Annotated in this window: 19 protein-coding genes and 1 pseudogene; 11 read left to right on the plus strand and 9 right to left on the minus strand. The window is 40.8% G+C overall.

The genetic code is table 11. The features are described from left to right. The 4 genes from RMY32_RS19945 to RMY32_RS19960 form a co-directional block, all read left to right on the plus strand. Nucleotides 1–1,086: calcium-binding protein (locus tag RMY32_RS19945; RefSeq protein WP_322712151.1), on the plus strand; the 1,086-nt coding region annotated here is incomplete at its 5' end. 231 nt (nt 1,087–1,317) lie between these two features. Next, nucleotides 1,318–2,232: an RnfABCDGE type electron transport complex subunit D gene (locus tag RMY32_RS19950; protein ID WP_322712152.1), complete on the plus strand. Its 915-nt coding sequence runs from the start codon at nt 1,318–1,320 to the stop codon at nt 2,230–2,232. A 66-nt stretch (nt 2,233–2,298) separates the two neighbouring features. Next, nucleotides 2,299–3,675 carry a DUF2330 domain-containing protein gene (locus RMY32_RS19955; RefSeq protein ID WP_322712153.1) on the plus strand — a complete coding sequence of 459 codons (1,377 nt, stop codon included), beginning with the start codon at nt 2,299–2,301 and terminating at the stop codon, nt 3,673–3,675. Between the two features lie 504 nt (nt 3,676–4,179). Continuing rightward, a complete protein-coding gene (locus RMY32_RS19960; protein ID WP_322688123.1) occupies nt 4,180–4,830 on the plus strand; it encodes a sigma-70 family RNA polymerase sigma factor in 651 nt (216 codons plus the stop codon). Between the two features lie 310 nt (nt 4,831–5,140). On the opposite strand, the gene RMY32_RS19965 is transcribed toward RMY32_RS19960, so the two are convergent. After that, the gene (locus RMY32_RS19965) at nt 5,141–5,812 is read right to left on the minus strand and encodes a LuxR C-terminal-related transcriptional regulator (RefSeq protein ID WP_322694953.1); all 672 of its coding nucleotides are present in this window, start codon (nt 5,810–5,812) and stop codon (nt 5,141–5,143) included. Nucleotides 5,813–5,912: 100 nt separating this feature from the next. Between RMY32_RS19965 and RMY32_RS19970 the strand changes: the two genes are divergently transcribed. The 3 genes from RMY32_RS19970 (at nt 5,913) to RMY32_RS19980 (ending at nt 8,389) form a co-directional block, all read left to right on the plus strand. Further along, nucleotides 5,913–6,569: a DUF3386 domain-containing protein gene (locus RMY32_RS19970; RefSeq protein ID WP_322686836.1), complete on the plus strand. Its 657-nt coding sequence runs from the start codon at nt 5,913–5,915 to the stop codon at nt 6,567–6,569. A gap of 164 nt (nt 6,570–6,733) precedes the next feature. Then, nucleotides 6,734–7,243: a HugZ family protein gene (locus tag RMY32_RS19975; protein ID WP_322712154.1), complete on the plus strand. Its 510-nt coding sequence runs from the start codon at nt 6,734–6,736 to the stop codon at nt 7,241–7,243. A 258-nt stretch (nt 7,244–7,501) separates the two neighbouring features. Continuing rightward, the gene (locus tag RMY32_RS19980) at nt 7,502–8,389 is read left to right on the plus strand and encodes an alpha/beta hydrolase (protein WP_322712155.1); all 888 of its coding nucleotides are present in this window, start codon (nt 7,502–7,504) and stop codon (nt 8,387–8,389) included. Nucleotides 8,390–8,477: 88 nt separating this feature from the next. On the opposite strand, the gene RMY32_RS19985 is transcribed toward RMY32_RS19980, so the two are convergent. The 3 genes and pseudogenes from RMY32_RS19985 to RMY32_RS19995 all read right to left on the minus strand — a co-directional run bounded on the left by RMY32_RS19985 (nt 8,478) and on the right by RMY32_RS19995 (nt 12,290). Continuing rightward, entirely contained in the window at nt 8,478–11,213 is a 2,736-nt protein-coding gene (locus RMY32_RS19985; RefSeq protein WP_322712156.1) for a zinc-dependent metalloprotease, read from the minus strand. Between the two features lie 447 nt (nt 11,214–11,660). Continuing rightward, nucleotides 11,661–12,023 (minus strand): annotated as a pseudogene (locus RMY32_RS19990) (Coq4 family protein); the annotation flags it as partial. Nucleotides 12,024–12,035: 12 nt separating this feature from the next. Beyond that, nucleotides 12,036–12,290: a hypothetical protein gene (locus RMY32_RS19995; RefSeq protein ID WP_409883506.1), complete on the minus strand. Its 255-nt coding sequence runs from the start codon at nt 12,288–12,290 to the stop codon at nt 12,036–12,038. A gap of 383 nt (nt 12,291–12,673) precedes the next feature. On the opposite strand from RMY32_RS19995, the gene RMY32_RS20000 reads away from it, so the two are divergent. Beyond that, nucleotides 12,674–13,069, plus strand: a complete 396-nt coding sequence (locus tag RMY32_RS20000; protein WP_322694965.1) for a hypothetical protein — start codon at nt 12,674–12,676, stop codon at nt 13,067–13,069. A gap of 651 nt (nt 13,070–13,720) precedes the next feature. Next, complete coding sequence (locus RMY32_RS20005) at nt 13,721–15,169, plus strand: AAA-like domain-containing protein (RefSeq protein WP_322712158.1); 1,449 nt, start codon at nt 13,721–13,723, stop codon at nt 15,167–15,169. 112 nt (nt 15,170–15,281) lie between these two features. Here the strand turns inward: RMY32_RS20005 and RMY32_RS20010 are convergent, their stop codons facing one another. Then, entirely contained in the window at nt 15,282–15,677 is a 396-nt protein-coding gene (locus RMY32_RS20010) for a hypothetical protein (protein ID WP_322712159.1), read from the minus strand. A 595-nt stretch (nt 15,678–16,272) separates the two neighbouring features. Here RMY32_RS20010 and RMY32_RS20015 point away from each other — a divergent pair. Beyond that, nucleotides 16,273–16,764: an orange carotenoid protein N-terminal domain-containing protein gene (locus tag RMY32_RS20015; RefSeq protein WP_322712160.1), complete on the plus strand. Its 492-nt coding sequence runs from the start codon at nt 16,273–16,275 to the stop codon at nt 16,762–16,764. Here the strand turns inward: RMY32_RS20015 and RMY32_RS20020 are convergent. The 3 genes from RMY32_RS20020 to RMY32_RS20030 all read right to left on the minus strand — a co-directional run bounded on the left by RMY32_RS20020 (nt 16,761) and on the right by RMY32_RS20030 (nt 20,231). Beyond that, on the minus strand, nt 16,761–16,973 hold the full coding sequence (locus RMY32_RS20020) for a hypothetical protein (protein ID WP_322712161.1): 213 nt from the start codon (nt 16,971–16,973) through the stop codon (nt 16,761–16,763). The two genes, RMY32_RS20015 and RMY32_RS20020, sit on opposite strands and share 4 nt — an antisense overlap. A 125-nt stretch (nt 16,974–17,098) precedes the next feature. Beyond that, entirely contained in the window at nt 17,099–18,742 is a 1,644-nt protein-coding gene (locus RMY32_RS20025) for an acetolactate synthase large subunit (protein WP_322712168.1), read from the minus strand. Between the two features lie 121 nt (nt 18,743–18,863). Then, entirely contained in the window at nt 18,864–20,231 is a 1,368-nt protein-coding gene (locus RMY32_RS20030; protein ID WP_322712162.1) for an NAD-dependent succinate-semialdehyde dehydrogenase, read from the minus strand. 225 nt (nt 20,232–20,456) lie between these two features. On the opposite strand from RMY32_RS20030, the gene RMY32_RS20035 reads away from it, so the two are divergent. Next, on the plus strand, nt 20,457–21,080 hold the full coding sequence (locus tag RMY32_RS20035) for a Uma2 family endonuclease (RefSeq protein WP_322712163.1): 624 nt from the start codon (nt 20,457–20,459) through the stop codon (nt 21,078–21,080). Nucleotides 21,081–21,276: 196 nt separating this feature from the next. Here the strand turns inward: RMY32_RS20035 and RMY32_RS20040 are convergent, their stop codons facing one another. Then, on the minus strand, nt 21,277–22,929 hold the full coding sequence (locus tag RMY32_RS20040; protein ID WP_322712164.1) for an adenylate/guanylate cyclase domain-containing protein: 1,653 nt from the start codon (nt 22,927–22,929) through the stop codon (nt 21,277–21,279). Nucleotides 22,930–23,336 lie beyond the last annotated feature (407 nt).

Below are 23,336 nucleotides of genomic sequence, written 5' to 3' on the forward strand. Positions count from 1 at the left end.
ATTGGTACAGCTGGCAACGATACGATTGTTGGTAATGATGCCAATAATGTTCTCAGTGGTGGAGCGGGTAATGACTTCATCGATGGTGGCTTTGGCTTTGACACCATTAATGGTGGTGCTGGAACTGATACCACATCTTACGCTTTCTTCTCTGGCCCCATTGATGCCAACCTTTCCACTGGTGTAGTTAGGTTTCCGGGAAATTCTACTCTCACAGATACCTTAGTCAGCATTGAGAATTTAATTGGTACAGCTGGCAACGATACGATTGTTGGTAATGATGCCAATAATGTTCTCAGTGGTGGAGCGGGTAATGACTTCATCGATGGTGGCTTTGGCTTTGACACCATTAATGGTGGTGCTGGAACTGATACCACATCTTATGCCTTCTTTTCCGGGCCCATTGATGCCAACCTTTCCACTGGTGTAGTTAGGTTTCCGGGAAATTCTACTCTCACCGATACCTTAGTCAGCATTGAGAATTTAATTGGTACAGCTGGCAACGATACGATTGTTGGTAATGATGCCAATAATCTTCTCAGCGGTGGAGCGGGTAATGACTTCATCGTTGGTGGCTTTGGCTTTGACACCATTGATGGTGGTACTGGAACTGATACCACATCTTATGCTTTCTTCTCTGGCCCCATTGATGCCAACCTTTCCACTGGTGTAGTTAAGTTTCCGGGAAATTCTCCTCTCACCGATACCTTAGTCAGCATTGAGAATTTAATTGGTACATCTGGCAACGATACGATTGTTGGTAGTAGCGCCAATAATGTTCTTAACGGTGGAGCAGGTAATGACTTCATCGTTGGTGGTTATGGTGCTGACGTACTCACAGGTGGTGCTGGCGCAGATAAGTTTGTCTTCAATAGCAAATTTGAAGGTATCGATATCATCAAAGACTTCGAGTGGAGAGAGGGTGACAAAATCCAGATTTCCAAGTCTGCATTTGGTGCTAGCTCTAACAACCAGTTCAGCTACAACAGCACTAATGGTAACTTATTCTTCGCAGGGTATCAATTCGCCACCATTGAGAACAAACCTTCTTTCTTCTCAGTTAATCTGGATGTTGTGTTGGTATAAATCTTTTCCTTTTATTCCATATCTTCATACTTCGGTCAATTAACTTGAAAAAGGTAGGGATACGATCGCATCCCTACCTTTTTTGATTATCTTTAAGTTCAAACAGCAGAGCGATCGCTTTGGTCTGTCAATGCTTTATTTTGTAACAAAATCTGTAACAGCAATGCTATTTTACCTAGTACTCGTCTAAATTGATGAGAAATCTACGGGGAATCCCTGAATAAAAGGGTAATGTTGCTCAAAGATATACGAGATTATCAAATACTATTTCTCGGCTTGTTCCTAGTCTTGGGAATCAGTACACGAGATTGGACGCTGCGACCAGAATTGATTGGGGTAGCGATCGCCACAAGTCTAGCAACTCAATGGATATTGTCATTAGTCATTGGTCATTGGTCATTAGCAAATGACATAGACGCCCTAGCGGCTTCCCGCAGGGTAGGACAAAGCCCAAATTTTCGCAGTGCTTTAATTACCTCACTGGGACTGAGTTTACTGTTGCGGGCTGACCACTGGACAACAATGGCAATAGCCGCAGCAATTGCGATCGCCAGCAAATTTATCTTCCGAGTCGGCGATAAGCATTTCTTCAATCCTGCCAACTTTGGCATCATATCTGCCTTGATTCTCACCCCCGATGCTTGGGTTTCACCAGGACAATGGGGTGAAGAGTGGTGGTATGGGCTATTATTTTTCGGTACTGGCGGCATGATTTTGCAGCGCATCGGTCGCTGGGACACCACAGCAGCTTTTTTAGGTTCCTACTCTTTGCTGGAAGCCATTCGTAATTTCTGGCTGGGTTGGACTTGGGATGTTTATTGGCATCGATTGATGAGTGGATCTTTGCTGCTATTCGCCCTATTTATGATTACCGATCCGCGATCGATTCCTAATTCCCGAATTGGGCGTGTAGTTTGGGCAGTTTGCATCGCTGGATTAACTTTTATCCTGCGAAATTATTTCTTTGTTTCCACAGCAGTTTTCTGGGCGCTATTTGCCCTTGCACCGTTGAGCATCCTCCTAGATGGTTTCTGGTTAGCCCCAAGGTTTACTTGGCAAGAGAAAGATGAAGAAGCAGGAGAGGCAGGAGAGGCAGGGGGAGTAGGGGGAACTTCTTACTCAGCATTCCAAACTCCTAACTCCTAACTCAGCACTCACCACTCAGCACTCAGCACTCAGCACTCAGCACTAAAGAAGTAGAGATATAAAATAATGAAATTTTTTCGGCTTTTAACACCATTATTGTTAGCAATTGTAGCTGTTTTATGCTTTGCACCCGCAGCTTGGGCATTTTGTGGATTTTATGTAGCCAAAGCTGATACAAAACTGTATAACAAATCTTCTCAGGTGGCGATCGCGCGGGATGGCGATCGCACTGTCATGACAATGGCAAATGATTTTCAAGGCGAAGTCAAAGATTTTGCAATGGTAGTACCTGTGCCAACGGTACTGCAAAAAGAGCAAGTTCGCGTCACTGAACCTAAGATTATCGAGCGTCTAGATGCTTTTAGTGCGCCGCGATTGGTAGAATATTTTGACCCAGATCCTTGTGCCCCAGTTGACGATAGAGAATTATCAGCAGCACCAGCGCCAGTAGCACCGAGAAGTGAGGCGGGGAATGCAAGGGGCGATGCTAGTTTAGGTGTGACGGTTGAAGCACGTTTCAACGTTGGCGAATACGACATTGCGATCCTCAGTGCGAAAGAATCTGGTGGATTAGAAACTTGGCTTAAACGCAATGGCTACAAAATCCCCAGAGGTGCGAAACAGTTACTTCAGCCTTATATTCGCTCCTCAATGAAATTCTTTGTTGCTAAAGTCAACTTAGATAAATTCGAGCAATCTGGCTACCAGTTTCTCCGTCCGCTACAAATTTCTTACCAATCACCTAAATTCATGCTGCCAATTCGTTTAGGCATGATCAATGCTACGACAGAGCAAGATTTAATTGTCTACATTCTCTCGCCCCAAGGACAAGCAGAAATCACTAACTATCGGACGGTAAAAATTCCCTCCGACGCGAACATTCCCTTATTTGTCAAAGATGAATTTGGTGAATTCTACAAATCCATGTTTCAAACTGTCTACACCAAAGAAGACAGAAAAGTTGGTTTTTTAGAATACGCTTGGGATATGGGTAATTGCGATCCTTGTTCCGCCGAACCCCTGACTCCAGAAGAACTCAAGCAAGCAGGTGTATTTTGGCTAGATGATAATTCTACAAGTAATGTGCCAGTACCACCTAGTTTTCGTCGTCCCTCTTTTAGTAGTAACGTCTTCATCTCTCGATTGCATGTTCGCTATACCCGCGACAAATTCCCTGAAGACTTGATATTTCAACAAACTGCCAACAGTGAATCTTTTCAAGGACGTTATGTTTTACAACATCCGTTCCAAGGGGAACTTAAATGTCAGGCTGGCAGACAATATAAGCAGTCTTTACCGAAACGTTTTGAACAAGAAGCGCAAACTCTAGCTAAACTAACCAACTGGAAAATCCAAGACATTCGCAACAAAATGAAGTTGAGTGTAGGTAATCTGCAATATTCTTGGTGGGAAAATGTCCTATCCTGGCTGGGATTATATTAAGGAGAGTGGGGAGTGGGGAGTAAGGTTAATTCAAAAAATACTCCTCACATAACCTTTTAGGGCGATGGAACTTATTCTAGCTACATACATTAAAGAAAATTGTACTGATGAACCAGTAGTCTGATACAGCCACACTCGTAGCGCAAAACTAGTCAATCCAGAGCCAATCAGAGAAATTAGCTGTCCAAACCAGATCAAAAGGAAAGTCCGCATTTTCTCATTCCTTAACTTTGAATTTGGGGTTTTTTTCCAATTTGACTACCAGTCTGAACCCCAACGCTAACGGCATGGCAAAGCTTAGAGCGAGTCCGCGTACTCTGTAAGAGTTGCAAGCTAGCAAGAGCGTCTGTAGGAGACAGGAAGAAAGAGGATTTTAGCCTACTTTACTTTTATTAACATAGTTTGATTTTTTCCACTCCTTCTACTTATCTTGACGAAAGGTAATTCTTCGGGTGTTGTTATACGCAATACTAAGATATTCTTGCTTTCTTCCCCAAGATTGTCATGGTTCAATTCGATGAACAGCTACGCCGCTTAGTTACAGAAGCCTGTGGACACCAACCTGGAAGCCCTCAGCGTCAGAAGCTGCTCACGCAAATTATTCGCTTGACAGCAAATAGACTCTGGAGGGAAACTACTCCCTACTATCAAGACGCACTACAACAAACTTGGTTGTATTTCTGTCGCAATGTTTGTGAAGGTTTGACAGGTCAAATCTACGATCCAAATTATGGCAGTGTGATCACCTGGCTGAATGCTTATTTAAAACGGAGACTACAAGACTTTTACCTTAAGCAAAACCGAGAACAGGCCACAACAGTCCCTCTGAGAATTCGTCAGTCTACATCCGGTGGAACAAGTGAAACTATCGATCCTGTAGATAACCTACAAGCTACCCCCCAAGCACCTCCGATTTTGGAAGAGTTGGAGATATGGGCCAAGACAGATTCGGATGGGGAACTGCGCGGTACTTACATTAAAGGGCGTCCAGATGTGAATTGTCAGGTGTTAATTCTCAAACGCTTACCCCCAGAAGTTAGCTGGAAAGATTTATCTGAGGAATTTAGGTTGTCAATTCCGACATTAAGCAGTTTTTATCAACGCCAATGTTTACCGCGTTTGCGTAAGTTTGCAGAATTGGAGGGATTATTATGATCGGTGCTGTTAGCGATGCTGAGATAACAGTTATCAGTTATAGCAAGGGACTGGGGACTGGGGACTGGGTGAAAAGCCTTTTTGTGTCTAAATTTTATCGTCTGTTGATGTCCTAACCACCACAGCTTGTGCTATATCAGCAAGAATCGGTTGGTCACTGGTCACTGTTCACGAGGACACGTAGTGCAAGAAAAAATACGTTCTTATTTCAACTATGGGGTTATACTCTGCACGGGCTAAACGCCCCGCTATCCATGTACAGCACTCAGCACTACTGAAACCAATGCACTGCCTCCTGCTTCTACCTCCTTCAAGAAACTTGTATATCTTGTAGCTTTGCCACCATTTCTGCACGCGCCGAAACCTTCAACTTCCGAAACATCCTCTTTAAGGCTTGTTTGACGGAATTTTGCGTAATCCAAAGTTTTTCTCCAATTTCTGCATTCGTTAACCCCTGTGCCACTAACTCGGCAATTTCTAACTCACGCGCTGTCAAAGGACTAACTAAAAGAGAATTGGATATTTTGGGTTTTGTTCGTAGGGTTGCCATTTTTGCTGACAAATGAATGCATAAAGCGCTCAAGTCAGCTAAATCGTTACCATTAAAAGCAGGATTTCCCTTGTCACGAGCCAAGTTAAGGGTTCCGACAAGACGACCATCGCAAACAATTGGCCCGGTCATCACGTGTTCGTGGTCGGAACGCGAACAAAAATGCTTCCAGTCTCCTGGCGATAATAATAACTGTTCGTGGGCGGGAGCATGACGCTCAACTACATAGCGTCCCACTGGATTGCTCTCTAAGCATACTGCTGGAATGCCTGAAAGATTAATCTCAGTGGTTGGTTGCTCATCTAAAAGATAAATACCCCAATTTTGCACGCCAAAATGCTCGCTAATTTTATCTGTGAGAGCGAGTCTTAATTCTTGCTCATTCTGGACATTAGCGATCGCATGAAATACAGCGTGTAGAGAATTAGCCATAAGTGTACCCAGTTGGGGACTATCCAAGCCTCAACAATTACTTCTATGCTAATACCAAGGAAACTAAAACGCTAATTACAGTAGCGACTAGGAGAAGCACATGACAGTTACACAACTCTCTGCTCAGGAACTTTTCCGGGCTGCTTATGAAAACCGCTATACTTGGGACAAGAATTTCCCTGGTTATACTGCAAATATTACCTATAAGCATGATGGTAAAGTGTTTACAGGCAAAGTTATCATCAGTGCCAATCTCAAAGCCGAAGTTTTGGATGTAGATGATGAGTCAGCCCAAAAAGCAATTCATGGTCAAGCCTGGGAGATAGCAATTCACCGCGTCCGCCGCAGCTTTGAAGACACTCACAGCGCCAATACGTTTAGTTATGGTAAAACTGACGAAACAGGTGCGGTTGAGCTTTTAATGGGTGGTAAGGCTGAGGGCGATAAATACAAAGTCCGCAATAATGAAGTCTGCCATGTTCACCGTCTAATCCACGGGACTTACGTTACCATTGACACCTTTAGCAGTCACGATACCGGGGAAGGCTACCTGTCCCATACCTATGACTCTGTGTACCATGACCCCAAAACTGGGGAACAGAAGGGCGGTAGAAGCGAATTTATTGATGAGTATGAAAAAGTTGGTGACTATTTCATCCTAAATCGTCGGGAGATTCGCACCGAGACAGCAGGACAATTTTCTACTCAGGAATTTATTTTCTCTGACATTAAATTGTTGGAACCTGTTGCTGCTTAAGCTGTATTCTGTAAGTTAAAAATTAGCGATCGCTCTTGAGTTAAAGAAAGCGATCGCTTTTATTTTTTGGGCATTCCATGCGTAACTGTAGCTCCTCGTAGACATCGCTCAATCACGTTAAGATACTTAATTAGGTGTTCCTAATAAGCGTGGTAATCTACTTTATGAGTCAACTTGAAAACATTCAAGCTGAGTACGAAAAGTTCCCTGAAGCATTTGAGAGTGTAATTATTAGCACTGTAAGCGCACAAGCAATACCCAATGCTAGTTATGCTCCCTTTGTAATAGATGATTCCAAGAATATCTACATTTACGTTAGTGGTCTTTCGATTCACACCAAAAATCTCTATGCCAATCCTCATGTTAGTGTTTTGTTTATCGAGGATGAAGCTAAAAGTAATCTAATTTTTGCCCGTCGTCGTTTGAGTTTTGATTGTACGGCGACTTTGATAGAACGTGAAACTGACAATTGGAATCAAATTGTTGAGCAATTTCAAGGGCGGTTTGGTGAAATTATCGAGGTGTTGCGCGGCTTATCTGACTTTCGGATTTTCCGATTAACTCCAAGTGAAGGCCGCTTTGTAGTTGGTTTTGGGGGAGCATATCATATTAGTGGCGATAACCTTCATCAACTTGTTCAAATCACAGGAGATGCCGAGAAAAAGCAAGGGTAAATGATGAATTATGAATTGCAAGAATTCAGCATCTAGGAGTCAGAATTTAGAATTTAGAAAGAATCAAGTCTAATGGATACAGCGAATTTCAATTTAGAGAGGTACACAATCTAAGTTTAAAAGCCAGGTTGAAAGCCTGTTTTACTTCTGAATTCAGAAGGACTGAATTCTGCTATATAACTATTCAGACAGATGTATTTTGACTCCTGAATTAGTTTGACTGTAGGCAAATTCAAATAAACTAAACTTTTTAATTTTATGCTTCAGTTTCAACCTCCTGGCTTTGGGCATAAAGTCATTCATACATTCTTGGGGGCAATGGTTTACTATACCCAAACGAATGCACCTTGGACGATTGCTGACACTGAAGATTTACCTCCACTACTATTTCTCCATAACTTTGGTGGGGGAGCGTCTGCCTATGAATGGTCTAAAGTTTACCCAGCTTTTGCCTCTAATTACCACATTTTAGCTCCCGATCTCATCGGCTGGGGAGAGTCGGCCCATCCAGTGCGGGATTATAAAATTAGGGATTATCTCAGCACGATCGCAGAGTTTATCATCCAAACTTGTCGCCAGCCGGTGACAGTGGTAGCCTCATCTCTCACAGCTGCTTTTGCTATTCGCCTAGCTATTGTTCAACCCAATTTATTCAAAGCGCTGTTTTTGATTTCCCCTTCTGGATTTGATGATTTTGGGCAGGGTGCTGGACGCAGACTTCCGCTTTCGGTAATCAATGCGCCTCTGTTGGACAATTTTATTTATATGCTTGGTGCTGAAAATGAAATTGCAGTCCGAAATTTTTTACAAAGTTTTCTCTTTGCTAAGTCACAACGAGTATCTCAAGAAATGGTGGAGGCTTATTTAACCTCAGCACAACAACCTAATGCCAAGTTTGCTGCTTTAGCATTTTTGCGAGGCGATCTTTACTTCGATCTGAGTTTATATATCCAACAACTGACAGTTCCCACCGTCATTTTTTGGGGAGAAAAAGCACAATTTACCGACATCAAATTAGGACAACGCTTGGCAAATCTAAATCCAAGGGCAATTCAAGATTTTTATGCGATCGCAGATACCGGAATATTACCTCATTTGGAAATACCAGAAGTTTTCATTGGTTTATTGCAACGGTATCTTGGTTAAGTGGAGAGTAGGAGAGCAGGGGGGCAGGGGAGCAGGGGAGCAGGGGAAAATAACTAATGACAAATGACAAATGACAAATGACAAATGACTATTTAGAAAGTAATTGTGCGTTTAATGCTTTAGTAATGCGATCGCCAGAAGCTTCTAAGTGAGCTAAGGTGTAAACGTCAAAGCTTTCGCCAAGTTGTTTGAGTTTGACATCAATGGCTTTTTGGAGTTGACGCAATTTATACCAAGCCAATGTCCGACCATCTTCAGGTGTATTAGTAGTACCCAGCATCATCTGTAACAAAATATTCAGATGCTCCCGTTGCAATGAACGCCGGATGCTCGAAATTGGCTTTGGTTCTCCGGGGGCGAAAATTTCTGTCCAGATGGCTGTTTGCAGGGTGTCGAACAGTTCTGGTATGGAAAGCGCTTCTCCAGGCAGAGTTTTTAATTCTATATCTTGTAACCGATTCAGGCGATCGCTGTCTAATAGCGATCGCAATATCATACTTTGAAAACTCAAAATGCGATCGTGAATTGGATAATCAAGGCGGTTATTAGGTGCAGAACTACCCCAGTGTTCCCAACGTGACGGTGCTAGTTGATTGAGCAATTGTGGTGAAAAACTAAAAGCATCATCTGCAAATACATATTCTTGCAACTTTGTCAATGCTTGGCGTTGTTTTAAAAGTGAAACTGGTACAAATGCCCAAGCATCATTACTGGTATGGAGACGCCGAAACGATTGTCCACCAATGTATTTAGAAAGCAAAGTGGCATTCCGAAAATAATATTTAAGTACTTTATTAAACTTAAGGCGTAGATTACTATAGCTTTTGGCTTTCGATAGATAACCCCGATCGAGACGCTGCCACATAAAACGAGCATTATCCATTTGCCACTGCGAATACAGTAGCACATCACTACTCATATCCCAGACATTTGCTAAAGGATTGATGTCCCAAATATCTTCATCGCTTGCGTAAGATAATTCTGGTTGAGGCGACGCTAGGGCTATCTGGTCTAAAAAACTTTTTTCTGATTCTGGAATCGTTACCTCAAGTGCTGTTACTGGAAATTTTTTATAACCATACTCAATTGCCCATTCGTCATAAGGCCCAATAACTCTGGGGAAATAGTCACCTTGCTGTACTCCCTGTGGTGCTATGTTCACAGGTACATAGTCCATCACCGAACCCACTAAACCTTTGGTGCGAGTGATTTCAGTATTATTTAATTCTTCTGGCGCTAACATGGTGCTGCCGTAAAAGTTGTGGCGCAAACCCAGAGTGTGCCCGACTTCGTGAGTGATGAGAGAACGCAAATATTGATGCACATACTCCTTCATCGTTTCACTACTAGATGTATTGTTTGGCAACATTGACAACGCCAGCGCCCCCATAGCTGCTTGATTTGAAGATTCCATACCATAGCAAGACTCTGAGGAGAAAAAGTGAGCAGAGGAAGATGACGCAAATCTATCCAGGAATTTTCCCGTATCTTCACGTCCTTTGGTATTTTCTTGACATGAATTTGCTTCCATCAGTGTGTGATATTCTTGCTGAACTAAACGCACCATATTGGCATCCACAATGATATCTGCATCCAATATTTCCCCAGTGAATGGGTTGACGCGCATCGGCCCTTTGGCAAAACCTGCATCTAAAGAATTGAACCAGCGAATGGTGTTGTAATGTACATCTGCTGGTTTCCAATCAGCATCATCTGGCATTTGCTGCACTTGAATGGCATTTTGAAATCCAGCTTTTTCAAATGCTTTGTTCCACATCAAAACACCTTCACGAATCGCATCGCGGTATTCTAGTGGTACAGCATTTTCAATCCAATACACAATTGGTTTTTTGGGTGGAGATAAGAGAGCATCAGGATTGGATGGTTCTAGATGCCAGCGATTAATATAACGTACAAATGATTCGTGAGCATTATTATTAGAGAAATCTTGGAAAGTAGTAGTAAAATATCCAACTCTGTCATCAGCAAGTCTGGGAATATAACCATTGTTTTTTCTCAGTTGAGAAAAACTGTAGTGTACCTTTAGAGTGAGTGCCCTGCTATCGGGTACAGCGATTAAATTTGAGCCTTCTAGTGATGAAAAACCGTAAATCGAATCAATCTCTACGTTTTCTGGGAAGCTGTTAACATCACCAAAATATGATTTGCGTACATCTAAGCGGTAATCAGCTTGTAAAGAATATTTTAATATAGGAGTTAATCCAGGTAAATCCTGCATTAGCAGTCCATTCAGGTCGAGTAGAATATTTTTACTTTTTGGATCGATAGTAGCTATTTCGAGTGAATAAAGGACTGAATCGCTAAATGAGCGAGCAAGCGATCGCTGTTCTGGTATACTATCTGTACGGAATTTTAAATTCCGCACAACAAAATGCAATCTATTATTTACTTTTTGGAAATAAAATATAAAATCAGCAAGAGGTAATCCACTATAAATCCCACTTTCCCCAATTCCTGATTCCAATGTCACTATAGCTAAGTAATCTTTATTTAGCTGCTCTGGTTTCAGTTCTAAAAAAACTTTTCCCGAATCCTCGTTGCAATAAAGTGTAAAGAATCCCTCTAGTTTATCTATTCGATTAACAATCCCATTAAATCGGCAAAAATCCTCCTTTTTAATTTCAGCAATATTATTGTCAGCACTTGCTACGTTTTCAACTACTGGCAGTGCGTTTAATTGCTGCACATCAATATTAGAAGTATTTGAAAGTTGGGTTGCTTCTGCTCCTGCATAATCATTTGATAGCAACAAGCTATACAGTACTACTATACAGACTGCTAATTTTCTTATCCAGTATTTCATACTTTGGCTTTCCACCTGAAGCAGTTCTCGTTTGGAGAAAAAATTTTGAGTAGTTTTTCGTCTGTAAGCCCTTCAAATATCGAGGAATTACGGTATAAATCCACTCAGTTAGACAAAACTTTGTCTCTAGCCTAAAAATTGTCTGACTAATGATTGTTATTAGTAGCTCTTTAGGAATAATCTATTAAGCATCTATATCTTAAGATAGGTAATTTATCTAACTATAGATATATGTTTTTTATCTTTATCTGTATTAAAAACCAAATGTAGCATTAAAAATGTATTTAGTGCTACATTTGGGAACCGAAGAAAACTCAAGTATGATTTATGAACAAAGAGTGAAACTTCTAAAAAAGCTGTTATTTACCAATAAAATGCTCTTTTCAGATGAATTAGGTAAATTTATACTAATCCCAAACGTTTCCTCACATAGTAAATTGGTTCTTCTCAACAATCTTCAAAGCGGTAGCCCAACATAAAATCAGCTTTTTTACTTAGTTCTCGCCCTTTTGCTAGGTTGGCGAAAATTGCTTTGGTTTGTTGGAAAGCCAAGATGGGATAGAGCAATCTAGCCAACCACAAACCGATTTGAAGTGATTTACTGTAGTTTTGTGTAGCAGCAAAAGCAAGTACACCAGTTTCTCCTGCGTAGGTGGTATCAAAATCAAGCAATACATGAAAAATATCGTGGGTAACTAAATATCGCAGAGCAAATAGATTACGCTTGGCAACGTCTTCTAGTTCAGGACTGATGTTTAATGGTTTTAGTTGATTTGCTTGCATATAGTTGGCATATTCTCGCCCAAAGGAGCCTTGAGGATATTAACTTAATTGGTTCAAATCAATTGCGGGATAATATCCTACTATTGGTTGTAGTTTGGAAGCAACTATTGAAGAAACTTTAGTACCAAAGAACTCGGATTCAAGAATGGCAATATCACCCAAATTTTCTGAGTTTTTATAAGCCATAATTGCTTTGAATTGTTGTAGTTTTTTGAGCATAATACTTTTCCGTAATGGGCTAACAACAGTTGAGAAAGAGCCAGGGGTAGACTTTGATACAAAATTATCTAACATCGAATAACTGTTAAGGACAGAGTTAGGTGAATATGCCAAATAACAGACTAGAAATCTTGACAGATAAAAATAATAAACCCTTGTTGTGACTAGTTTTTATAAATACAGGTGTAGCTTTAGTTGACGAACGTAGACACAAAGAGGCTTCCCGCAGAGTAACCTAACACCAAGAATCTTTGCTTTTGTTGGGGGTTTCACTCTGTTCAACCCAATTTACAAATATTGTATTTTTTCAGATCCACAAAAGAGCGTAAATAAGTTCTCTCTTCCCCAGGGTTGAATAAGCCTTTCTTTTTTATAACTAAGATATGCCTTTTGCTAGAAGGATGATTGCCTTTTTATAGTTAGTCTTTACTAGTACTCCAAAAAATAAGTTAATTGGCATGATAAATTTGGTTTCTAGGACGATTAGTCACATCAATTCCTTGCTTAAAGGACTTCAGATCAAAGGTTTTTTAGCTGTTGTCCTAGTTGGTTTTCTAATGCTGACAACGAATGTTAGTGATGGGCAAAATGACAAAGGCTTAAAAGAGAGAGTTCGTGAACAGGTAGAGCAGAATGATGCTCAAAGACCGAAAACAGTAGGGCAGTGGTTTAAAGACGCTCGTGAAACAGAAGCTTCTCCTGGCGAACGACTTCAGAAGATTGGGCAACAGTCAGGAGAAGCCTTTAAAGAATTTGGATCTGGGTATGTAGAGGGCGCTCAAGAAACTGCTAGTGACGTAGGGGATAGTGCGGCAAAGGCGGGCAGAAATATCACAAACAAAGTTGCACGCTAAATGCGTCAGAATATCCTATTGGCAGCAAGTAGTAATAACTTTTCGCCAATAAATTAGTTACGCATAGAGACGTTGGTAATAAATCAACAAAGTCTTCAAATACTTCTTGGGTAACACGCTTACTCTTCTTGATGAAAGATTATAGCGTTTCTCAGTTGCCTAAAATATAAGTCTTTAGTAGGGGCGCATAGTTAGCTATGCGCCCCTACTGCGTGTTGCATTCAAAATACCTCACTTCCATTCCTCTCCTACTTCTACGGTGTAATTTTTATAACACTTAATTAAACAGTATAAATAAAGTGAGCTATTAAGGCTTGTGATTTTTTATTTGCAAATGGTAAAGGATGCTTGATACAGACATACCCTGATAATTGCCACTCACATTACCAATTTTTTATTTGCAAATGGTAAAGGATGCTTGATACAGAAATGTCTGCACCTTTCCATAGAAATAGCAAAAATGGCAATTGATGTAGTGACGTTTATTTATACCTACCCATCTAACTATTTTCAAATATAAATGTATATTTTTTTACTAGCTGAAAAAGACTTTAAGAACGGGTAAGTAACTGTTCAATAACTACTTAAAAACATGAAACAATGAAGAGATAGCTAAGACGGTCAGAAAAAAGTAGATAGATAATTAATGATATGAAGCAATCTAAGAGTACACGAAAGCGGGGACTTATCTTAACGATCGCTGGGCTGAAGCGTTTACAAAGGGCAATTCTGGCTATAGAAAAGGTAGAAAACAATGGACATCGCTTCACTCTAGAAGATTTAGGCGATCGCATGAAGGTATCTACCAAAACTCTAAACCGATTATGGTCATTGAATACAGGCGTGGATCAAAAAACCTTGAAATTGTGCTTTAGCGCCTTTAACCTAGAATTATGCAGCGAAGACTATGCAATCCTGAGTGAGCCGGATCGTAGTGAAGGTTCTCCAACTCTGTCAATGAGTTTAGATACAGGAGAAAGAAAATTATTTCCGTCTTTATCCTTAGATTCTTTTGCGACTCAACACCACAACCAGCTCGAAAATCTTTGGTCATACCCAGATGGTCCAGTACCTGTAGATTCCCCCTTCTATGTCGATCGTCCCCCCATCGAGGAACTTGTTTATCGAGAAGTAATTCAACCAGGCTGTGTGATCCGGATTCGAGCACCAAGAGAAATGGGAAAAAGTTCTCTTGTGCTGCGGCTGTTAGCCTTTGCCAAGATGCAAAGTTATCGCTCGGTGAATGTGAATTGCAACCAAATCGATTCAAGCTGTCTGACAGACTTAAATAAACTTTTGCGTTCTTTTTGTTGGCAAATTGCAACAGAATTAGGCATTGAACCAAAGCTAGATGAAAACTGGGATAAAGAAATAGGTTGTAAGTTAAGTTGCAATTTATATTTGCAATCTTATTTGCTTAAGCAGTGCAAAAATCCAGTAGTTTTAGTGTTAAATGAGGTCGATCGCTTTTTTGAATATCCAGAAATTGCTCCAGAGTTCTTTGGTTTGTTGCGCTCTTGGTATGAAGAAGCACGACAAGATTCCAACTTACAGAAACTCAGACTAGTAGTAGTTTACTCCACAGAAGTATATGTCTCGCTGGATATCAACCGTTCTCCATTTAATATTGGACTACCGATCCGTCTGCCAGAATTTACTGCCCATCAAGTAAAATACTTAGCCCTACGACATGGTTTAGATTGGACTTCTGATAACGAAGTTAAGCAACTAATGTCTCTTGTAGGGGGACATCCAGCACTGATTCGGATTGCTTTATATTATCTATGCTGTCAAGGAATGACCTTAGAAGAACTGATAGAAGATGCGATCGCTAACGGCGGTATCTATCGCTATCATCTATGGCGACACTGGGCAATTTTACAAGAAAATCCTAGTTTAGTAAAGGCGTATGTTGACGTTGTAGCGGCAAAGCAAAGTATTTCTCTCAATCCCATTGACGCTCATAAGCTCGAAAGCTTGGGTTTGATCGCTTATGAAAGCGATCGCATCTTACCGCGTTGTGAACTCTACCGTGCTTACTTTAGAAAACAACTAGGTGTTGCTGAATTTGAATATGAATCATTGCAAAAACGTGCTTGAGAACAAACTGTCACAAACTCTTTTTCTGAGGTTCAAGTAATGGCTGGCTTCCTTTAATCCCCTATCTTGCGATTCTCTAGGGATTAGAAACAAGGTTTCCAACGAAAAATAATTAATTGTTTGACCAATAAAGCTGATAATTCTCGATATAAAATTTTCCATTATTGGAAGACATTTTGAAAAAGAAGTAATAATCTTCTGGCTCCCAAATACCAAATTCTTGCTCTTGTTCTTGAAAACTAGCTGTAGAACCACTATTAGGGATAGTCATGCTAGCAGTTAGTGTCCCATTTTGTGCTCTCATTAGAAAAATTTCTAGCAGACAGAAACCCTGTAGTTCAGCAGAATAACGAATTTTGAAACGGATTTTTCCACCACTGCGTAGGGTCTTTTGAATAGAAAAATTTTCAGTTTTAACGGGATTACCAGATAAATAAATGCCTTGACCTTGTGTTAGTATGTAACTTTGTCTTTCGTTGAATGAATTCACAAATTTTCCTTCTTCCAAAAAATAGAATTGATTGATATAATTGCATTATTGGCAAATAATAGTTTTTAAAGATGGGTTCTTTCCGTGCTTCTGAATATTACGTTTGTATTTTCCAGCTATCTTCAAAAAAATGCAATGACAGTTAAGACAGTTAAGAAAATAAGAAAAACTGAATTATGAAGAGCGATGCCTGCGGCGGGCTACGCCAACGCAACCCGTAAAAATAAAGATTAACGATTCTTCATTTATGAAGAAGAGGGGAATGGGCAAAGGGGAAAGGGGTAAAGGAATGGAATTTTTCCTTTCCCTTTAACCTTTAACCTTTTCCCCTTTTCAGTAATTACTAATAATGTTCGCAAACTCGCTATCACTGGATTTGCACAATTACAATAAAAATAACATCTATCCAGGGAAATAGCTTTTAACAATTATTCAATTTGGCAGCAGACTTTTAATTGCCAACTATTTCATTTGGCACTTGTCAAGCATTATTGTGGCTTTGAACGATCTTCTTTATGATTTTAAGACATATGTCTTCAGTAGGGTAAAACTCCAAATATACATTTGGTAACATTGCTTAAGAATAAATAAGTAATTGCAATTGAAATTAATCATGACATACACACAAACCAACGATCCAACTATTCGCGAACACGTTCAAGCTTGGCAAAACTTAAATGTAGATCAACAACTTGCTTTGTTTTGGTTTATCTATAAAGAAATGGGAAGTTCAATTACTCCAGCTGCTCCTGGAGCCAGTACTGTTTCTCCAGAAATAGCCGAAGGTTTATTTAATCAAGTTAAGGAATTATCTCACGAACAACAATTACAAGTTCAGCGTGATTTGATTAATAAAGCGGATACCCAAATTTCTCGTGAATATGGCTCTTTGGGTGATACCACAAAACTCCTGTTTTGGTATCGATTATCTCAAGGGATGGATGATGGGACTATCATTCCTGTACCTGATGATTATCAACTTCCTTCTGAAGCTAAAGCTTTGTTTGGCAAAATTCAAGGATTAGACTTTGAGCAGCAGATTACTCTTTTCCGTGATTATGTTGGGCCAATGGGTACTGAAGCGAAAGCAGGTGCTGAAATTTAGAATTTTTGAGGATGGTTAAGGGTATCTATTAACTCAAGTTGCGGTTTATCAAGTACAAACTTACTACTGAATGCGATCGCCATCAATTCGCAAAAGCTAAAAGTGCTATGCTTTTCCTTGGTGCGATCGCATTCAAATTCGCTTGCGGCTGGGATTGCTTCGTCGTTCCTCCTCTCTACAAGACGTTGCAATACAGTTCGGATAAGCATTTTGAACTCAGAATAGGGTTTGGGGAAAAGGGTACTGGGTTTGGGTTTAAAGGTTTTTTATTCCCCTTTCCCCTTTCCCCTTTAACCGAACCGTATACAGACGCGATTAATCACGCCTCTAATTTTTACAACGCACAAGTTAACTCGCCGGCTTTTTGACTGAAGCGGTGATTCTCCCGATAATCTACGGGACAATCTATCACGGCGGGTACATCTTGAGCGAGGGCCTCTTTCAAAGTGGGAATCAAATCTAAAGCCGATTCAACTCGGTAGCCTTTTAAACCCATGCTTTCGGCTAATTTGACAAAATCAGGATTACTAAAATGCACAAAGGATGAGTTTCCTTTGCCAAATTGATTTTCTTGCTTCCACTCAATTAACCCATAGCCACCATCATTGAAAATTATCGTGACAAAAGGCGTACCAACACGCAAGGCTGTTTCTAATTCCTGAGAATTCATCATAAAGCCGCCATCGCCTGTGACAGCAACGACTTTGCGCTTGGGATGAACCAGTTTTGCTGCTAAAGCGCCAGGAATTGCAATACCCATAGCTGCGAAGCCATTGGAAATTATGCAAGTATTGGGACTATGGCAATGATAATGACGAGCCATCCACATTTTATGTGCGCCAACATCAGAGATGACGATATCATCTGGCCCCATCACTTGGCGTAAGTCATAAATTAACTTTTGCGGCTTGATCGGAAATCCGTCATCATGGGCATACTGTTCGTAATCAGCCCGAATCTCTGGCCTTAAACTAATAGCCAAGGGATCGGGTTTGCCTTGTCTATCTGCTAATTTTAAAATTTCATAGAGGGAATCGGAAATATCTCCCACAACTTCAGCGTTGGGAATATAACTACTATCAATTTCTGCCGGATTTACCCCAATATGCACAATTGGAATTTCACCATTCCGATTCCATTTTTTTGGGGAAAACTCAATCAAATCATAGCCGATCGCAATTACTAAATCTGTGTTATCAAAGGCACAGGTAATGAAGTCTCTTTGCTGTAATCCCACTGACCACAAAGCTAGTTGATGTGTGTAGGGAATCACGCCTTTACCCATGAAAGTATTGGCAACAGGTATATTCAGCAAGGTAGCAAATTGCGTTACGGCATCACTGGCATGAGCGCGAATTGCTCCATTTCCGACTAAGATTAATGGGTTAACTGCTTGGCAAATTGCGGCAGCTGCTGCCCGAATGCTAGCAAAAGATGCATAAGTTTTTTCGCTATTATCCTTACGCAAAGGTTTGCCTTCGACGGGCATGGCTGCAATATTTTCTGGCAAATCAATGTGAACTGCACCAGGTTTTTCAGATTGCGATCGCTTAAATGCTTTCCGTACTACTTCTGGTGTAATACTTGGTCGGACAATCTGCTTATTCCACTTGGTAACAGGTGCAAACATTGCCACCAAATCTAAATATTGATGAGATTCGATGTGCATTCTATCTGTTCCCACTTGACCGGTAATCGCCACTAAAGGCGCACCATCAAGATTAGCATCCGCTACCCCAGTCATTAAGTTGGTTGCCCCAGGGCCAAGAGTAGAAAGACATACTCCGGCTTTTCCGGTTAAGCGTCCATAGACATCGGCCATGAATGCTGCACCCTGTTCGTGACGAGTCGTAATAAATTTAATTGAAGAATGTTTTAGCGCTTCCAAAACGTGAAGATTTTCTTCACCAGGAAGTCCAAAAATGTATTCCACTCCTTCATTTTCTAGGCACTGCACCAATAACTCTGCTGTATTCATTTTATTTTCCAACAACTCTATTAACGAATAAGACTTTTGTTCTTTGTCATTTGTCATTTGTCCTTTGTCATTTGTCTTTTGTTCTTTGACTAATAACTAATGACCAATGACCAATGACTAATCATTTAATCCACACGGTTTTAACATTGACAAACTCATGTATACCTTGAATACTCAATTCTCTGCCATATCCAGAACGCTTGATGCCGCCAAAGGGCAACCGAGGATCGGATTTGACCATACTGTTGATAAACACGCTACCTGCTTCGATTTCTTCAACTAAGCGATCGCTCTCTTGGTCGTTGGTTGTCCAAGCACTTGCACCTAAGCCAAAGGGTGAGTCATTAGCGAGTTTAATGGCTGCATCAATATCTGGAACCCGGAATAACAAGGCTACCGGGCCAAAGAATTCTTCTTTGGCAATTGGTGTGTCGGTGGGGATATCTATGATAATCGTTGGCGGATAAAAGTTTCCAGGACGATCTGAAAAAGGATGTCCACCGGTGAGGACTTTACCACCGCTGCTAATAGCACGTTGCACTTGTTGGTCTAAATCCTGGAGAATACCAGGTGTTGCGAGTGGCCCTAAATCGGTATCTGGTTGCATGGGATCGCCTACTTTTAGCGCCTCAAATTTTTCTAAAAGCAATTTTTCAAATTTGTCTGCGATCGCTTCTGCGACAATAAAACGTTTCGCTGCAATACATGATTGCCCGTTATTTAACATTCGTGCTGTAGTAGCTGTGACAACTGCTGTCTCTAAGTCAGCACTTTCTAACACAATAAACGGGTCACTTCCTCCTAATTCCAAAACTGTTTTTTTAATTTGTTTGCCGGCGGCGACGGCGAGGGATGCGCCTGCTGGTTCACTTCCAGTCAAGGTAGCAGCTTTTACGCGGTCATCAGCCATTAAATCGGCAACTTTGGCAGCACCTATTAATAGAGTTTGAAACGCACCTTCAGGAAAATCTGCCCGTCGGATAATATCTTCAATTGCCAAGGCGCACTGTGGCACGTTGGAAGCGTGTTTGAGTAAGCCGACATTCCCCGCCATTAGGGCTGGTGCTGCAAAGCGGAACACTTGCCAAAAGGGGAAGTTCCACGGCATCACCGCGAGAATTGCACCTATTGGTTGATAACGTACAAAACTCTGACTAGCATCAGTTTTTACACTGACATCAGCCAAGAAATCAGGGGCGTGTTCGGCATAGTAGCGACAGACAAGGGCGCATTTTTCGACTTCTGCGATCGCCGCTTTAAATGGCTTACCCATTTCTAGAGTCATCAATTTAGCAAATTCTGCTTTGTCTTGCTCTAAAATATCAGCAGCTTTTGAAAGCCACTGCGATCGTTGAGAGAAACTAGTCTGACAATACTGTTCAAAAGTCCGATCGGCTAAATCAAGTTTAGCGGCAATTTCTGCATTATTGAGCGCCTCAAAGGTTTTAAGCGTCTCCCCAGTGGCGGGATTAATGGTGGCGATCGCCATTACCTGACCTCCCGTTAAAAAATAGCTTCGGTAGGCTTCCTAGTGTTACACAGATCAATTCTGGAAGCTACACCCAAATTCTAGTCTTATAACCCAGAATTGGTTGCTAAATATTACAATTTTGCAATTATTTTTGAAATAAAATATACTAAATAATAAGTATTAATATTGATGAATTCAATAGAAGTAAAGTTGCTATAATTTGCACAATTGAGGAATCAAGCCATGACTCAAGTCTTACGCAAAGTAGTTACATTCGATGAATTCGTTGCTAAATATCCAGATAACACAGGACAACGTTACGAGCTATATGATGGGGTAGTAGTAGAAATGCCGCAACCAACAGGCGGTCATGAAGAGATTGTTGTATTTTTATCTACAAAAATCACTTTAGAATATAGTCGCCTTGGCCTGCCATATGGTATACCAAAAACAGTATTAGTAAAACCACTTGAAAATGAATCAGCTTACTCGCCAGATGTATTACTCCTAAATCTCCCTAATTTAGTTAATGAACCTCGGTGGAAAAAAGAATCAACTGTTACTCAAGCAGTATCAATTCCTTTAGTAATTGAGGTGGTAAGTACAAACTGGCGTGATGATTATCTGAAAAAATATGCTGATTATGAAGAAATGGGAATTCATGAATACTGGATTGTAGATTATGCTGCATTGGGCGGTAGAGAATTTATTGGCAAGCCCAAACAATCTACTATTTCGGTTTGCTGTTTAGAAGAAGGTGAGTATCGCGTTAGTAAGTTTCGAGGAGATGACCGCATCGAGTCGCCAACATTTCCAGAGCTTAATTTGACAGCAGAGCAAATTTTTCGCGCTGGCATAGTCAGCTAAATTTAGTATCAGGATATTCAACCTTTCGTAAGAGAGAGGCTGTCACAGCTATACATAGCAATTCAAAATTCAAAATTCAAAATTAAGAAAGCTAGATAGAACAAATTTAAAATTGGTATTAGATATTTTTTATTTGGAAGCCTCTAACATAATTCATAATTAGTGATTTTTTCCTATTCCCCATTATGCCCAATCCCTAAAGATTCATGATTGGAGCAATGATTGTTGGCACTGGTTGCAATTTTGTCTGATAAACCTTAACTAATCGCTCAATACCTTTGAAACGATAATCTCCCATTTCTTGGAAGTCTGAGGGTTGTGAAAGCATTTTATGGGTGGCTTCACTAATCACGCATTCGCTAGGAGGACAAACTGCTTCCATCCGAGCAGCAAGATTAATTGTTGCGCCTAATGCCGTATAATCTACCCTTTGGGAACTACCGACATCTCCCACCACTGCTTTACCGCTATTAATCGCAATCCGTAATTGCAGAGGTTCTAGCCAAAAACCATTGGCATTCAGATGTTCGAGACGAGTGAGCATTCCCTTGGCAGCAGTAACAGCGCGATCGGCATGATCTGCTTGCGGTTCTGGAGCGCCAAAAAATGCCATAATACAATCGCCAATATATTTATCTAAAGTGCCGCCGCAACTAAACACTTCTTTTAGCATTTCTTCAAATAAATTATTTAATAGTTGAGCGATCGCTGTTGGTGTTAACCTTTCAGAAATTGCCGTAAAGCCAACTAAATCAGCAAACAAAATGCTGATTTCGCTCTCAGCGGGAGCTAAACGACCACCCGGTAATCCGCCTACAGATATCAACTGCTGTACAACTGCTGGAGAATGATAGCGTTCTAGTCGGTGACGAATCATCTCTTCAGTTTTGAGTTTTTCTACTAATAACCAACGCTGTACGCTAGAAGCTACAAGATTTGCTAAAGCTGAGAAAAAACTCAATTCTTCTTCACCTTCATTTGCCCAATGGTAAGAAGAAAAATTGGCATCGGCATACAGTACGCCCACAACTTTATTTTCATCCCATAAAGGCACTGCCATCGCGCTACGAATGCCTTTGACCAAAATACTCTGTTCGCTAGCAAACCTTTCATCCTGATGAGTATCACCAGTTTGAATGACGACTTTTTCTTCAAATACCTTTTGACAGATACTACGACTAATCCAACTACCATCAGAAGGAAGATTTTTCTGTTGGGAAACATTTCTAGTGGCAGCATTCATTAATTCCAAATGGCCGCCACTATTGACATCAATTAATAATGCCAAGCGATCGATACTATCAAGGTAACGAAAAACTACTTGCTGCACCTGAGAAAAAATCTCTTCTATAGATGCGGCTGCACAAAGATTTTTCGCTATGTCAACTAAATCTTTGAGACGGGCAATAGTTTTATCCTTATTATTGATATTGCCATCTTTGCTATCAGCTGCAATCCATTGCTGTTGTAATTGTTCAACATTATGAAGGATTGTTCTTTGCTCATTAATGTCCGAAATTCCGGGATACTCAGGTGTAGGTTGAGAAACAGGGGTTGTGAGCAGCACTACCAGGCTAACATTGCCCAGCCAAACGATATCACCGTGATGTAACTCTTGGGGATAGTTAACCAGATATTTATTGACTTGCGTCCCGTTTTTGCTGCCCAGATCCTCAATAGTCCACACACCGTTAGCCGTTTTTACTAGGCGAGCATGGGTGCGGGATACTCCACCAAAAGGTAAGTACAAGTTACATTCCGGCAAACGACCAATTGTAAATACATCTTGGTCAACTGCGATCGTGGTTTCGGTATCTCCCTCTTGTAGGCGTAGCGTCAGTTCAGTCATGAGTGTGATAGATCCATCGAAGCTAGAGGTCAAGCAACTCTAAGGTAAGTTATACCCTACAGATTAACCTTCACCTTTTGTTTATGACACTGTTAACTGCATTCCGACAACTGTATGTGACAGAGATTACATTGAATGTTTTCCAGAATCCGTGAAAAATCAATCTATTGAACAGCTAATGAATGTTAGCGATCGCGTTTATCAGTAGAACGGCGCATCTGGATTGGTGTAGGTTCCGCGTACCCTCGTTTGCTAACAGCACGGATAATTTCATTGGACAAGCCGAGATCGGAAAAAGACATAAGACTCCAAAAATAACATCGGCCTGTCGCCAATGATGGCGTCAGTCTTAGGCGGACGGATAAAAATCATTGAAAAGCTGTATGGGCAGTAGCGTAAAGACTGAG

Source organism: Nostoc sp. ChiSLP03a (genome assembly GCF_034531215.2).
GTDB lineage: Bacteria > Cyanobacteriota > Cyanobacteriia > Cyanobacteriales > Nostocaceae > Nostoc.

Bases quoted from the DNA above. Each gene is read 5' to 3' on its own strand.
- RMY32_RS19950 (WP_322712152.1), top strand. From the start codon at position 1,318: ATGTTGCTCAAAGATATACGAGATTATCAAATACTATTTCTCGGCTTG.
- RMY32_RS19955 (WP_322712153.1), top strand. From the start codon at position 2,299: ATGAAATTTTTTCGGCTTTTAACACCATTATTGTTAGCAATTGTAGCT.
- RMY32_RS19960 (WP_322688123.1), top strand. From the start codon at position 4,180: ATGGTTCAATTCGATGAACAGCTACGCCGCTTAGTTACAGAAGCCTGT.
- RMY32_RS19965 (WP_322694953.1), bottom strand. From the start codon at position 5,812: ATGGCTAATTCTCTACACGCTGTATTTCATGCGATCGCTAATGTCCAG.
- RMY32_RS19970 (WP_322686836.1), top strand. From the start codon at position 5,913: ATGACAGTTACACAACTCTCTGCTCAGGAACTTTTCCGGGCTGCTTAT.
- RMY32_RS19975 (WP_322712154.1), top strand. From the start codon at position 6,734: ATGAGTCAACTTGAAAACATTCAAGCTGAGTACGAAAAGTTCCCTGAA.
- RMY32_RS19980 (WP_322712155.1), top strand. From the start codon at position 7,502: ATGCTTCAGTTTCAACCTCCTGGCTTTGGGCATAAAGTCATTCATACA.
- RMY32_RS19985 (WP_322712156.1), bottom strand. From the start codon at position 11,213: ATGAAATACTGGATAAGAAAATTAGCAGTCTGTATAGTAGTACTGTAT.
- RMY32_RS19995 (WP_409883506.1), bottom strand. From the start codon at position 12,290: ATGTTAGATAATTTTGTATCAAAGTCTACCCCTGGCTCTTTCTCAACT.
- RMY32_RS20000 (WP_322694965.1), top strand. From the start codon at position 12,674: ATGATAAATTTGGTTTCTAGGACGATTAGTCACATCAATTCCTTGCTT.
- RMY32_RS20005 (WP_322712158.1), top strand. From the start codon at position 13,721: ATGAAGCAATCTAAGAGTACACGAAAGCGGGGACTTATCTTAACGATC.
- RMY32_RS20015 (WP_322712160.1), top strand. From the start codon at position 16,273: ATGACATACACACAAACCAACGATCCAACTATTCGCGAACACGTTCAA.
- RMY32_RS20020 (WP_322712161.1), bottom strand. From the start codon at position 16,973: ATGCTTATCCGAACTGTATTGCAACGTCTTGTAGAGAGGAGGAACGAC.
- RMY32_RS20025 (WP_322712168.1), bottom strand. From the start codon at position 18,742: ATGAATACAGCAGAGTTATTGGTGCAGTGCCTAGAAAATGAAGGAGTG.
- RMY32_RS20030 (WP_322712162.1), bottom strand. From the start codon at position 20,231: ATGGCGATCGCCACCATTAATCCCGCCACTGGGGAGACGCTTAAAACC.
- RMY32_RS20035 (WP_322712163.1), top strand. From the start codon at position 20,457: ATGACTCAAGTCTTACGCAAAGTAGTTACATTCGATGAATTCGTTGCT.
- RMY32_RS20040 (WP_322712164.1), bottom strand. From the start codon at position 22,929: ATGACTGAACTGACGCTACGCCTACAAGAGGGAGATACCGAAACCACG.